This window comes from Janthinobacterium sp. 67, assembly GCF_002797895.1.
Lineage (GTDB): Bacteria > Pseudomonadota > Gammaproteobacteria > Burkholderiales > Burkholderiaceae_D > Janthinobacterium.
The window spans coordinates 3,320,392-3,333,431 of sequence record NZ_PGES01000001.1; the positions used below are offsets into that span (position 1 = coordinate 3,320,392).

Genomic DNA, 13,040 nt, shown 5'->3' on the forward strand with positions numbered 1-13,040 from the left:
CGGCGGCATGGACAAGGGGCAGCGCAGCCTGTGGGCAATCCTGGGCACCGAGCCGACGGGCGACGAGCGCGCCCTCAAGCGCGCGTATGCGAAACGCCTGAAGGTGACGCGTCCCGAAGACAATCCTGCCGCCTTCCAGGAGCTGCGCGACGCGTATGAATACGCGCTGCGCCATGCACACCTGTTTGCCGAGGAGTTTCCGGAAGCGCAAACGGCCGAAGCCGAAACGGTAACGGTGGAAACGCCGGCCATGGAAACGGCCGAGCTGTGGGGCATCGTCGACGAACCCGCGCAGGAAGCGCAGGAGCCGCCTGCGGAACTGTGGGGCGTCATTGCCCGGGAACCCGCGCCACCGCCGGAACTATGGGGCGTGGTCGCCATCGATCCTGTCCAGGAAGCGGCCAATCTGTGGCAAGGCTGCCTGGCGCTCGCGCGGCATGCGGATGCCGGCGAGGTACTGGCCGGCATCCTGCAGGACGACGCCATGCTGAACCTCGACGTGCGCGAGGAATTCGAGCTGTGCGCGCTGCGCTATTGCGCCAGCGCCGGCTATGAGCTGGCGCTGCGCCAGGCCCTGTTCGAGCATCTGGGCTGGGACCGTGATTTTTCCTACCTGGCGCGCAGCCATGGAGACCTGGTGCGCAGCGCCGTGCAGCGCTACCGGGCCGACCGCTCGTTCGCCCATTTCAGCGACAACCGCGACAGCTACCCGGGCTTGGACTGCATCACGTCGCAGCAGCCGCCGTCGGCCTACGCGCGCCAGCTGTTCGACCAAAAATTCACGCTGCAGCTGCGCGAGCTGCTGCACGCGATACGCTGGCAGCACGGCGAGATGCTGGCGTACAAGCTCGATACGGACCTGTTCGAGCGGTGGGAACAGGCCGTCCATGCCAAACGCTACTTCAAGCAGACGGCGCTGGCCTCGGGCGGCCTCGGTTTCGTGCTGCACTTCATGCTCGCGGGCGTGCTCGATGCGGCCGGCTTCAAGCTCGGCGACACGGCGGCCTATACCAGCCTGCTGGGCTTCCAGGCGCTCGCCTTTTCCCTGCTGGCCATGCATGCCTTGCGCTGGCCGGCATCCCTGTTCACCCGATTCGACACGCTGCACGAGGCGCTGCAGGACCGCCTGCCCGTGCTGTGGCAGCGGCCCGGCTTGCGGCAACTGGGCTGGATCGCGCCCTACCTCGTGCTGGCACTGCTGCTGTTCCTGCCCGAGCGCAACGACACCATGCGCCTCGTTACCGCCGCCGGCTTGTGCGCATCCGCCCTGCTCGCGTATGCGATGAACCGCCAGCTGCTGCATGGCATGCTGCTGCTCCTGTGTCTGGGCCTGTCGCTGTTCGCGGCCATGTTCATGAGCGGCAAAGGCCCTTCCGCGCTGGCCATCGGCGATGCCATGCCATTGATATTTTGCCTGGCGGCGCTGGCCTTGCGCAGCGCCACCGGCCTGTATGGCGATTGCGGCTTCCCCGAGGCGCTCTTGCCCCGCTTGCGCGCCGCATGGCTGATCGGCTGTGCGGGCTTGCTGTCCTTGTTGTATGTGCAGCAGTTGCCGGCCGCCCTCGTGGGCGCCGCGCTGTATGCCTGGTCGTGCGCCGGCTTGCTGTTTTCCCCCACCGATTTCAAATGGAAGACGATCTGGCCGGTCGTGCTGGTGCCGTCCCTCGCCAGCTTTGTACTGGCCGGCCACGCCCCTGCCATCCGCGCCATGCCGATGATGCATCACAGCGTCGAACTGACCCTGGCCGTGCTGTATCTGACCTTGCGCTACATGTATCTGACGTACGGCAAGTCCTTTTCCAAATCCAGGCTGTCATAATCGGCCCCACGAATTCAACCGCAACCACTCAACACCGAAACAAGCGCCATGTCCACACAAACCAATTTATTTGACGATGCCCAGCCTGAGCCAATCGAGCCGGATGAACCGGTATTCGACGGCGAAGCGCTGACCCTGTCCACCTTTGCCGAGCGCGCCTATCTCGATTACGCCATCTCCGTCGTCAAGGGCCGCGCCCTGCCCGACGTCTGCGATGGCCAGAAGCCCGTGCAGCGCCGCATCCTGTATGCGATGAACGAGCTGGGTCTGAATTCCACCGCGAAGCCCCGCAAATCGGCGGCCGTCGTCGGCGACGTGCTCGGTAAATTGCATCCGCACGGCGACCAGTCCGTGTACGACGCGCTCGTGCGCATGGCGCAGGATTTCTCGCTGCGCTACCCACTGATCGATGGCCAGGGCAACTTCGGCTCGCGCGACGGCGACGGCGCCGCGGCCATGCGTTACACGGAAGCGCGTCTGACGCCGATCGCCAAGCTGCTGATGGATGAAATCGGCATGGGCACGGTGGATTTCCAGCCCAACTACGACGGTTCGACGGAAGAACCGAAGCTGCTGCCGGCGCGCCTGCCGATGGTGCTGCTGAACGGCGCCTCCGGCATCGCCGTGGGCCTGGCGACGGAAATCCCGTCGCACAACCTGACGGAAGTGGCGAAAGCAGCCGTCGCCATGATCCGCGATCCGAAGATCACGCACGCCGAGCTGATGGCCATCATGCCCGGCCCCGACTTCCCCGGCGGCGGCCAGATCATCACGCCGCCATCGCAAATCCAGGACATGTACGCGAGCGGCCGTGGCAGCATGAAGGTGCGCGCGCGCTGGAAGATCGAGGAACTGGCGCGCGGCCAGTGGCAAGCCGTCGTGACGGAACTGCCGCCGGGCACCTCATCGCAAAAAGTGCTGGAAGAAATCGAGGAACTGACGAATCCGAAGATCAAGCTGGGCAAGAAGGCCCTGTCGCCGGAACAGGTGGCCCTGAAGGCGCTGATCCTCAATTCGCTCGACACCATCCGCGACGAATCGGGCCGCGCCGCGCCCGTACGCCTCGTGTTCGAGCCGAAGTCGAAGAACCAGGACCAGACGGAATTCATGCTGATGCTGCTGGCGCACACCTCGCTCGAATCGTCGACCTCGATCAACCTGGTGATGATAGGCGGCGACGGCCGTCCGCGCCAGAAGGGCCTGGGCGACATCCTGCGCGAGTGGATCGACTTCCGCTTCGAGACCGTCACCCGCCGCACCGGCTACAAACTGGGCAAGGTCAAGGACCGCATCCATATCCTGGAAGGGCGCGAAGCGATCCTGCTCAATATCGACAAGGTGATCCAGATCATCCGCAATTCGGATGAACCGAAGGCGGCCCTGATCGACGCGTTCAATCTGTCCGAACGCCAGGCCGACGACATCCTGGAAATCCGTCTGCGCCAGCTGGCGCGCCTGGAAACGATCAAGATCCAGCAGGAATTGGCCGAGCTGCGCAAGGAAGAAAAATCGCTGCAGGACCTGCTCGACAACCCGGGTTCGATGAAGCGCGCCATCATCCGCGAAATCGAAGCGGATGCCAAGCAATTCGGCGACGCGCGCCGCACCCTGATCGAGGAAGCGCAAAAGGCCGTGGCCGAGCAGAAGGTCGTCGACGAACCCGTCACCGTCATCATTTCGGAAAAAGGCTGGGTGCGCGCGCGTACCGGCATCGGCCACGATGCGGCGCAATTCACGTTCAAGGCGGGCGACAGCCTGCATGGCGCCTTCGAGTGCCGCACGGTCGACACCCTGCTGGGCTTTGGCAACAACGGCAAGATTTACTCGGTTCCCGTCTCGGCGCTGCCCAACGCGCGCGGCGACGGCGTGCCGATCACGACCTTGTGCGACCTGAGCGGCGGCACCCCGGGCAACGCCGTGCGCATCTTGCACTACTTTGCGGGCAATGGCGCCACCAATTTGCTGCTGGCGTCGAGCGCCGGCTACGGCTTCATCGCCAAGGCGGGCGACATGGTCAGCCGCCTGAAAGGGGGCAAGGCCTTCATCACCCTGGACGACGGCGACCTGCCGCTCGAACCGAAGGTCATCCCCGAGGCGGCCAGCGCCCTTGCCTGCCTGACGGAAGGCGCGCGCCTGCTGGTGTTCGGCCTCGATGAAATGAAAACCCTGTCCAAGGGCGGCACCGGCGTCAAGCTGATCGATCTCGACGCCAAGGACAAGCTGCTGGCCGTGCAGCCGATCACCCAGCGCGGCGTGGTCGTCTCGGGCATCGGCCGGGCGTCGAAACCGCAGGATGCGTCGCTGGGCGCCACGGCCCTGGCCGACCACTTCGGCAAGCGCGCCAAGAAGGGCAAGGCGCTGGCGGCCAAGCTGAAACCGGTGTCGATGGCGGCCATCGGCTGACCGGCATCGCGCCATACAAAAAAGACAGGTTCGCCTGTCTTTTTTTTCGCCTATCACCGCGGGAAAAATAGTTTTACAAATACGCGCCGCGTTTTCGTTATCCCTGCAGGCATGCCACCGGCATGCCGTCCACGGACAGGAGAACAGCGATGACAAACAACGTTTCAGGCAGGTCGCCATGCAGCGTTTGACCCCGGCCGAGCGGCTGGTGGCGGCCATGGCGGCCGAAGGTCTGCCCTACAAAAGCATCGCCAGGGAACTGGGCAAGTCGCCGGCCACCGTGCGCAACCAGCTGCACGCGATCTATCAGAAGCTGGACGTGGGCAACCGCACGGCGCTTGCGCACAAGCTGCGCGGCCAGGCTTAACGCCGCGACAGGCGCAGCACGTCGGGCGTCGCTTCGACGATGTCGATCACGTCCTGTGCCCCGGCGCCATCACCGAGCGCATAGCGGCCCATGCCCAGGGGCACGAGCCGGGTCACGGGGCCGGCGCGGGGCCGGTCGTCGGGGCCGGGCAACATCGACGTCAAGGTCGCCGCCCCTTGCGCTTGGGAGCCGGCCGGCGCGCCGAATTCCAGCACCTTGCGCCCCTTGCGGCTGGGAGGAAAGGCAAACGTGGCCGTGGGCCGGTACACCTCGATACCGTCCGCATCCTCCTCGAACGAGTGCGTCCAGCTGCCGCTGGGCAGTGCCGTTGTCATGCCATGCATGGCGATCCCTCCCTCAGAAGCACGATACCACGCCGCCCAGGCTTTCATAACCGCTCACGGAGGGCGACCAGGCCGTGCCGTTCCACGCCTTGTGGAACAGTGCGCCATTCGTGCCCGTGACAAAGACGTCGAGGCGGTTCGGCGCCCAGGCCGTGGCGCGCGGCCGCGAAGTGCACACGCCACCCAGGTTGTCAAAGCCAGTCAGGGACGGAGCCCAGGCGGATCCATTCCACGCCTTGTGATACAGGGCGCTGTCCGTGCCGATGACGAACAGGTCGAGCCGGTCGGGCGCCCACGACACGGCTTCCACCTCGCCCACGCAAACGCTGCCCAGGCGCTCGAAGCCGTCGATGGACGGCCCCCATTTCGCGCCATCCCACCATTTATGATACAGCGCGCCATCGGTGCCCGTGACGAAGACGTCGAGGCGGTTCGGCCCCCACGCCACCGCTTTCGGCGACGAGGTGCAGATGCCGCCCAGCCGCTCATAGCCCGTCAGCGACGGTCCCCAGGCCGTGCCGTTCCACCACTTGTGGTACAGGGCCCGGTCCGTGCCGACGACGAAGACATCGAGGCGGTTCGGCCCCCACGCCACGGCTTCCGGCTGGCCCAGGCACAGACCGCCCATGGCTTCGTACCCCGTCAGCGACGGCCCCCAGGCGGACCCGTTCCACCATTTGTGATACAGGCCACGGTCCGTGCCGACGACAAACACGTCGAGGCGGTTCGGCCCCCAAGCCACGGCGCGCGGGTCGCCCACGCACAAGCCGCCCATCGATTCATAGCCGGTCAGCGACGGTCCCCAGGCCGTACCGTTCCACCATTTGTGGAACAAGCCGCTGTCGGTGCCCGTAACGAACACGTCGAGACGGTTCGGTCCCCACGACACCACCTGCGGCGCACTGGTGCAGATGCCGCCTTGCGCTTCGTAGCCGGTGACGGATGGCCCCCAGGCCGTGCCATTCCAGGCCTTGTGGTACAGGGCGCGGTCGGTGCCCACCACGAACACGTCGAGACGGTTCGCGCCCCAGGCCACGACGGGCGAGGAACTCTGGCGCGGCGTGGCGCCCGTGCCGGCTCCTCCTGTGCCGATGCTGGCGCGCGGGCCATCGAGACAGGCCTGCATGCGCGCCACCTGGCCGGCCGTGAACATGAACATGGCGGGATCGTCGACATAATCCATGTAGTTCATGAACATGTCGCCATTCGGTCCGTTATTGCACGACACCTGGGGAAACGCGGGCTGGCCCGTGTTCGGCCCTCCCTGGTTCGGCGTGTCGGCCACGTTGTCCGTGCCCGAGCATCCGGTGCCGTCGTCGCCCCAGATATGGTTCAGGTTCAGCCAGTGGCCGATTTCATGCGTGGCCGTGCGCCCCAGGTGGAACGGTGGCGCCGCCGTGCCGGTCGTGCCAAACGCTGACTGCAGGATCACGACGCCGTCGGTGGCGGCCGGGCCGCCGGGAAACTGCGCGTAACCGAGCAAGCCGCCGCCGAGCTGGCAGACCCATATATTGAGGTAGCTGTCGGCCGGCCAGGCATCCATGCCGCCCGTCGCCTGCGACTTGACCGCATCGTCGGCGCCAAACGAGGCCACCGTCGTCTGGCGCCGCTCGATGCCGCTGGTGGCCGCGCCATGCGGATCGATCGTCGCCAGCGCGAACTCCACGCGCGCATCGGCCGTCAGCGGCAGGAACGGCGCCGGCGTGCTGTTGACGTCCGGGTTGACGCGCCGGAAGTCACGATTGAGGACATCGATCTGGCTGGCGACCTGCGCATCCGAGATATTCTGCACGGCCGTATTCCACACCACGTGCACCACCACCGGGATGTGCGTCACGCCGGAACGCCCCGCAATGCTGGCATCACCCTCGTAGAGCCCTGCCAGGTTTTCGATATCGGCGCGCACGCTCGCGTACGACGGATCTTCGCTCAGCAAACGGCGGTGCACGTCCATCGTGGCGCAGGTGCGCGTCTGCGGCGTGCCGCCGCCCTGCCCCCCATCACCGCCGCCGCCCATGCCGCCACTGCCGCCACCATCGCCGCCCATGCCACCGCCAACTCCCACCTGCATGCAACTGGCGCCGGCCATGGCCTGCGATGCCTGCTGCATGCCACCACCCGGCATGTCGCCAGCGTTCGCGGCCGTCGCGCCCTGGCCGAGCGCCGCCTGGTCCGCGTACGACACGCCCAGGCGCGGTCCCTGCATGGCGTCGCCGCCCGCCGCCTCGGCGACGGCCTGCACATCGCCCTCGACGGGCATGGCCTGCATGGCGGACATGACCGGCGCGCCTTCCGCCGAACCGGTAGCCGGCGATTTTTTCGTTTTAGCGGTGCTCATGATGTCTCCCTTCGTCTGTTTGCCAATTCACTATGGCACGGCGAAAAGAGGAGCATTTGCGGCAGATCAAGACTGGCAAACGGCGCCAGGGAAAAGTGGCGGACGAAAAAAAAGACAGCCGAAGCTGTCTTTGGGGCTTGCAGGCCGAAGCCCGCAAACGGTGCATTACTTGGCGGCGGCGGCCTTGACTTCAGCGTCGGCCTTGGCCTTGGCTTCTTCCGTCTTGGTGGCGGCAATGGCTTTATCCTGGTTCGCTTCCACTTTTTCCTTGGCCACTTTGGCATCCGCATTCACGGCGGCCTTGTGCGCTTTCGCATCGGCTTTGGCCGCGGCCTTGTCAGCCTTGGCCTGCGCCTTCATTTTGTCTTCCGGATCGGCGTCGACCACTTTGTCGTGGGCCTTGGCCTTGGTTTTATTTGCCTTGTGCTGGGCGTCGGCTTTCTTTTCGTCGGCCTTCATTTCCGCCTTGGCGACGTTCGCGTCAGCCTTGGCATCGACTTTGGCTTCCTTGTTGGCGGCCTTGTTGATGTCATGCTGCGCAGACGCCTGGGCGCTGGCAACGGCTGGGGTGACTGGCGCCGTTTGCGCGATGGCAGCGGTGGCGAACAGGGTAGCGATCAGGGTGGCGAGTAATTTGTTCATGATGAGACCTTTCAATATGGATTCGAGTTATTTTTACTAAAGGCGGGCAAAATGTTCCAAATTTGCCAGGCACCGCGCTGTTTCTTGAGGTAGCGCGATGGCATGACTTCATAGTAAAGATAACTGGCACTCCCCACAGTGCGTTAGCGCACTCAAGGGGAAATATGTTCATTTCGGCAAATTTCCCCTTGAGCGCGCCAATGCATCCAACAACCTCAGGCGCCCACGGCCAGCGCCGCGTGGCGGGCCGCCACCCACTCCTCGTTGGCCGGCTCCACGCCCACGACGATGTGGCTATCCGGCGTGGAAATAAGGCTGGCATTGCGCGCATTGGCATCCGCATCGAGCACGGGGCCGATGAATCCCAGCTCGGCGCAGATGCGCTGGCGCAGTTCGGCGCTGTGCTCGCCGATACCGGCCGTAAACACCAGCATGTCCAGCCCACCCAGCACGGCCGTCAGGGCGCCGATCTCACGCACGATGCGGCGGATGTACAAATCCAGCGCGGCGCGGATGCGTTCGCCCGTCGCGTCCTGCCGGTCCTGCTGCGCCAGCAAGATGGGTGGGTCGGCCGACACGCCCGACACGCCCAGCAAGCCCGACTCGTGGTACAGCACGTGCGCCACTTTTTCCAGCGACAGTTTTTCGATCTCCATCAGGTAGATCACGGCGCCCGGGTCGAGCGAGCCGCAGCGCGTGCCCATCATCAGGCCGTCGAGCGCGGAAAAGCCCATGGTGGTGGCCACGCTGTGCAAATTGTCCATGGCGCACAGGCTGGCGCCGCTGCCCAGGTGGGCGACGATGACCTTGCCGCGCGCGACTGAGCCGAAGCGCTGCTCCAGCACCAGCGACTGGTATTCGTACGACAGGCCGTGGAAGCCATAGCGGCGCAAGCCCCGCTCCCACGCATCGTATGGCAAGGCCAGCATCTGCTCGACCTGCGGCACCGTGTGGTGGAAGGCCGTGTCGAAGCACGCCACCTGGGCGATGTCGGGCCGCGACTCGAGCAGCACCTCGATCGCCTCGAGCGCGAACGGCTGGTGCAGGGGCGCGAGCGGCACATAACTTTTCAGGTCGGCCAGCACGGCAAAATCGATGCGCACGGGCGCAAAATACTTGCTGCCGCCATGCACCACGCGGTGCGCGACGGCGCGCAAGTGGCGCCCCTCCAGCTGCGCCACCACTTGCGCGCGGATGTATTCGAGCGCCGCGTGATGCGGCTGCTCCGGGTCCAGCTGCAAGGCGACGGCAGGCAGGCCGCCGGCGCGGTAGGTGGCGTTTTCACGGCCGATGCCTTCGACCTTGCCGCTCCATTGCGCCTGCTGCGGCAGCACGCCGCCGCTTTGTTCGAACAGGGCGAACTTGATGCTCGACGAACCGCAATTGAGCACGAGGATCAGGGCGCCATCGGCATGTTGGACTGCTGCGTTCATGGCGGCGTGCTCCGGTAATGGTTGGCCAGCATCACGGCGATGGCGCACGAGGCGATGCGGCTGGCGCGCGAATCGGCGCGGCTGGTGAGGATGACGGGAATCTTCGCGCCCAGCACGATGCCGGCGCTGTCCGCGTCGCCCATGTATTCGAGCTGCTTGGCCAGCATGTTGCCGCTTTCCAGGTCCGGCACCAGCAGGATGTCGGCGCGGCCCGCCACTTCCGAGACGATGCCCTTGACGGTGGCGGCGGCGATCGAGACGGCATTGTCGAAAGCCAGCGGGCCGTCGAGGATGGCGCCCGTGATCTGGCCACGGTCGGCCATCTTGCACAGGGCGGCCGCGTCCAGGGTGGCGGGCATGTCCGCATTCACCGTTTCCACGGCGGCCAGAATGGCCACGCGCGGGCAGGCCACGCCGATCACGTGCGCCAGGTCGATGGCGTTGCGCACGATGTCGGCCTTCATGGCCAGGTTGGGCGCGATATTGATGGCCGCATCCGTGATGATGAAGGGACGCGGGTACGCGGGTGTCTGCATCAGGAAGCAGTGGCTGATGCGGCGCTTGGTGCGCAGCCCGGCGCTGGCCGACAGCACGGCCGACATCAGTTCATCCGTGTGCAGGCTACCCTTCATCAGCGCTTCGACTTCGCCCTTGCCCGCCAGTTCGGCGCCGCGTGCGGCGGCCGCATGGCTATGTTCGACGTCGTCGATGGCGATGCCGGCCAGGCTCAGGCCCGCCTCCAGCGCCACGGCTTCCAGGCGCGCGCGCGGCGCCACCAGCACGGGCGTGATCAGGCCGGCCGCATAGGCGTCAAGCGCGCCCGACAGGCTCAGCTCATCGCAGGGGTGGATCACGGCCACCCTGATCGGGCCCAGGGTGCGCGCGTGTTCCAGCAGGCGCCGCGTGCCGTCGCCGTTATGCAGGCGCACTTCAGGCAAGGTGGCGCGCTTGCGTTCGATCTGCTCGGCGGGCGCGATCACCTGCGCCTCGCCATCGAGCACCACGGCGCCATGCTGGTTGACGCAGCGGCAAGCCAGGGTCACGTGGCGGTTACGCGGCTCGAGCGCCGTGACGGTGACGCTGATGGCCAGGGTATCGCCCACGCGCACGGGCTGCAAGAAGCGCAGGGTCTGGCCCGTGTAGACGGTGCCGGCGCCGGGCAGGCGCGTGCCCAGCACGGCGGAAATGAGGGCCGCGCCCCACATGCCGTGGGCGATCACGCCCTCGTAGCGGGTGGCGGCGGCAAATTCCGTATCGAGGTGCTGCGGGTTGTCGTCGCCCGACATCACCGCGAACAGGGCGATGTCGTCCATGCTCAGGGTGCGCGTGATGCTGGCCGTATCGCCGATGGCGATCTGGTCGAAGGTGCGGTTGCGTACGATATTCAAGTCATCGTTGTGGGTAGTAGTCATCGTGGCCTTCTATACGGGAGTAATGTGTTTGGCCGGTCTGGCTTTGGGGCCGGTAGCGGATGTGCGCGCGTCCGGCGGCTGCGCCTTCGTTTGCGCCTTGACCGCGCGGTCGAAGACGTCCAGCATCTGCTGCAGGCTCGCTTCCTCGTCCGGCGTCGGCGCTTCGGGCACTTGCAGCACTTGCTGCAGCCACTCGGCCAGCGCGCCGATATCGTCCGGGTCGGCGCGCGACAGCAAAACCGGCAAGGCGGCGATGGCCGCGTCGAAATCATGCAGCATCAGGCGCGCCTGCTGGCGCACGATACCGCGGAATTCCTCCATGCCGACATCCTGCCGGTATTGCGGCTTGATCAGTTTGAGGGCCAGGTTGACCCTGCGTTCGTCGGCGATCATGCGGAAGCGGTAGATGTAGAACAGCGCGCGCACGGCCGCTTCCACCAGGCCGCCCCGCTGCATGTCCTCGTCCATCTTGCGCGTTTCGCAGCGCACGTACTCGCAATGCTCTGGCGAGATGCCGGGATGGGGGCGCGGCGGCGTCGTGTCGCCGATGGCTTGTCCCGTCAGCGCCTGCACCAGGGGCGAACCGTACACCAGGTCGAAGGTCGTTTCCTGCACCATGTCGCGCCAGTCGCGCCAGCCGTTCAAGCCGGCCGTGATGGCGCCGGAGACGGCTTCCTGCATGGCCAGCAGCGGATTGTCGGGCGCTACCGGCTGGCGCTGGGCGCGCACTTTTTCGGCCTCCCTGGCCACCAGCCTGGCCAGTGGATTGTGATCGGTCCAGCGCTCGTACGACACGCGCAGCGGGTGCGCGAGCTGCAGGAAGCGCGCCGTCTGCGGCGTGACCATGGCGCGCACCCACGGCTGCGCGAACGTGCGGTACAGGGCCAGGTTCACCTCGGACACGCGCGCGGCGGCGGCGAACTTGCGGTCGTTTTCCACGCTGGGCTGCACGATGGCGCGCACGTCGTCGATGCCGCGATGCTCGACCTGCAGCACATAGTCGCCGCTGGCCAGGTCCGCGTTCGGCGTATCGGGCGTCTTGTCGACGATCCTCGCTTCATAGATACCGGCCGGCAGCAGGTTGATCAGGTCGATATTGCTGGCGAATTTCTGGTGTTCCTTGTGCCCCACCTTGGCCGACACAAAGATGCCCAGGTGGCCGATGCTGTCATGCACGGCGTAGACGATGGTCTGGTCGTGCATCAGTACGTCCTTGTCGTCGCGGTACAGGTCCGTGATCCAGCCCAGGGCCTGCGGCGGCGGCGTGATGTTGTCGCCGTTCGAGCAGAACACGACGATGGGCGAACGGATATTGCGCAAGTCCAGGCGCACGCCGTCGGAGGTGATCAATTCGGCCGTGGCCAGGCGGTTGCCGATGAACAGATTGTCGACGATGTACTGCATCTCGACGTCGTTCAGAAAAACGTGGCCGCCCCAGTATTTTTCAAATTCCAGGTAACGGGGCGCTTCCGTGTCGATGTTCGCGTACAAGTTGTACTGCTTGCTCCACAGCGTATTGGCCGGGTTCAGCTTCTCGAAATTCTGCACCAGGCTGGCGCCGTCGAAACGGCCGTTGCCCAGGTCGCCCGCCAGCGCCGTGGCCCAGCTGCCGCCCATCAGGCCGCCCGCGTAGCGCATCGGATTGCGGCCATGCCAGCCGGCCCAGTACGACACGGGCGCGCCGGCCACGATGATGGGACCGAACAATTCCGGGCGCATGGCCGCCGTCATGAGGATTTGCCAGCCCGCCTGGCAATTGCCGATGACGACGGGTTTACCTTCGCTGAGCGGATGCAGGGCGATGACTTTTTCCAGGAAGGCCGCCTCGGCGTGCATGACGTCTTCCACCGTCTGCCCCGGCACGGGATCGGGCAGGAAGCCGATGAAGTAGCACGGATGGCCGGCGCGCAGGGCCACGCCGATCTCGCTCTCGGCCTTGAAGCCGCCGATGCCGGGACCGTGTCCGGCGCGCGGGTCGACGACGACGAAGGGCCGTTTCGATGGATCGGGTTCGGGCGCATCGGGCGTCAGGATGCGCGCCAGGCCGTAGTTGACGGGACGCGCCAGTTCCAGGCCCGACATCACCAGTTCGGCGGGGAAGTCGAGCACGTTCGGCACTTCCTCGGCCATGTGCTCCTGGTACTGGTTGCCGCGCCGGCGCATCACGTCCGCGTACAGCACGATGCGCTGCCACGAGTCGCGCGCATAGTCGCCCAGCACGCCCAGCGACGGCAAGCCGCCGGCGGAAAAAAATGGTGCAGCTTCGGTCTTCATGGCTATCC

9 protein-coding genes are annotated in these 13,040 nt (G+C 65.9%); 3 read left to right on the plus strand and 6 right to left on the minus strand.

Annotated features, from left to right (window positions below):
• Nucleotides 1-7: 7 nt before the first annotated feature.
• The 3 genes from CLU90_RS14910 to CLU90_RS14920 all read left to right on the plus strand — a co-directional run bounded on the left by CLU90_RS14910 (nucleotide 8) and on the right by CLU90_RS14920 (nucleotide 4,589).
• Complete coding sequence (locus CLU90_RS14910; RefSeq protein WP_139178197.1) at nucleotides 8-1,819, plus strand: J domain-containing protein; 1,812 nt, start codon at nucleotides 8-10, stop codon at nucleotides 1,817-1,819.
• Nucleotides 1,820-1,867: 48 nt separating this feature from the next.
• Entirely contained in the window at nucleotides 1,868-4,222 is a 2,355-nt protein-coding gene (parC, locus tag CLU90_RS14915) for a DNA topoisomerase IV subunit A (protein ID WP_092711574.1), read from the plus strand.
• Between the two features lie 178 nt (nucleotides 4,223-4,400).
• Nucleotides 4,401-4,589, plus strand: a complete 189-nt coding sequence (locus CLU90_RS14920; RefSeq protein WP_072455022.1) for a helix-turn-helix domain-containing protein — start codon at nucleotides 4,401-4,403, stop codon at nucleotides 4,587-4,589.
• On the opposite strand, the gene CLU90_RS14925 is transcribed toward CLU90_RS14920, so the two are convergent.
• The 6 genes from CLU90_RS14925 to CLU90_RS14955 all read right to left on the minus strand — a co-directional run bounded on the left by CLU90_RS14925 (nucleotide 4,586) and on the right by CLU90_RS14955 (nucleotide 13,032).
• Nucleotides 4,586-4,933, minus strand: a complete 348-nt coding sequence (locus CLU90_RS14925; protein ID WP_139178199.1) for a hypothetical protein — start codon at nucleotides 4,931-4,933, stop codon at nucleotides 4,586-4,588. The two genes, CLU90_RS14920 and CLU90_RS14925, sit on opposite strands and share 4 nt — an antisense overlap.
• Before the next feature lie 13 nt (nucleotides 4,934-4,946).
• Nucleotides 4,947-7,271: a M43 family zinc metalloprotease gene (locus CLU90_RS14930; RefSeq protein ID WP_198511218.1), complete on the minus strand. Its 2,325-nt coding sequence runs from the start codon at nucleotides 7,269-7,271 to the stop codon at nucleotides 4,947-4,949.
• A gap of 165 nt (nucleotides 7,272-7,436) precedes the next feature.
• Complete coding sequence (locus CLU90_RS14940; protein ID WP_092711578.1) at nucleotides 7,437-7,913, minus strand: hypothetical protein; 477 nt, start codon at nucleotides 7,911-7,913, stop codon at nucleotides 7,437-7,439.
• A gap of 215 nt (nucleotides 7,914-8,128) precedes the next feature.
• Nucleotides 8,129-9,346 (minus strand): acetate/propionate family kinase, encoded by a 1,218-nt coding sequence (locus CLU90_RS14945; protein WP_100428281.1) that lies wholly within the window; start codon nucleotides 9,344-9,346, stop codon nucleotides 8,129-8,131.
• On the minus strand, nucleotides 9,343-10,758 hold the full coding sequence (locus CLU90_RS14950) for a bifunctional enoyl-CoA hydratase/phosphate acetyltransferase (RefSeq protein WP_100428282.1): 1,416 nt from the start codon (nucleotides 10,756-10,758) through the stop codon (nucleotides 9,343-9,345). Before CLU90_RS14950 ends, CLU90_RS14945 begins: the two co-directional genes overlap by 4 nt.
• Before the next feature lie 9 nt (nucleotides 10,759-10,767).
• Nucleotides 10,768-13,032 (minus strand): DUF3141 domain-containing protein, encoded by a 2,265-nt coding sequence (locus tag CLU90_RS14955; RefSeq protein ID WP_092711584.1) that lies wholly within the window; start codon nucleotides 13,030-13,032, stop codon nucleotides 10,768-10,770.
• Nucleotides 13,033-13,040 lie beyond the last annotated feature (8 nt).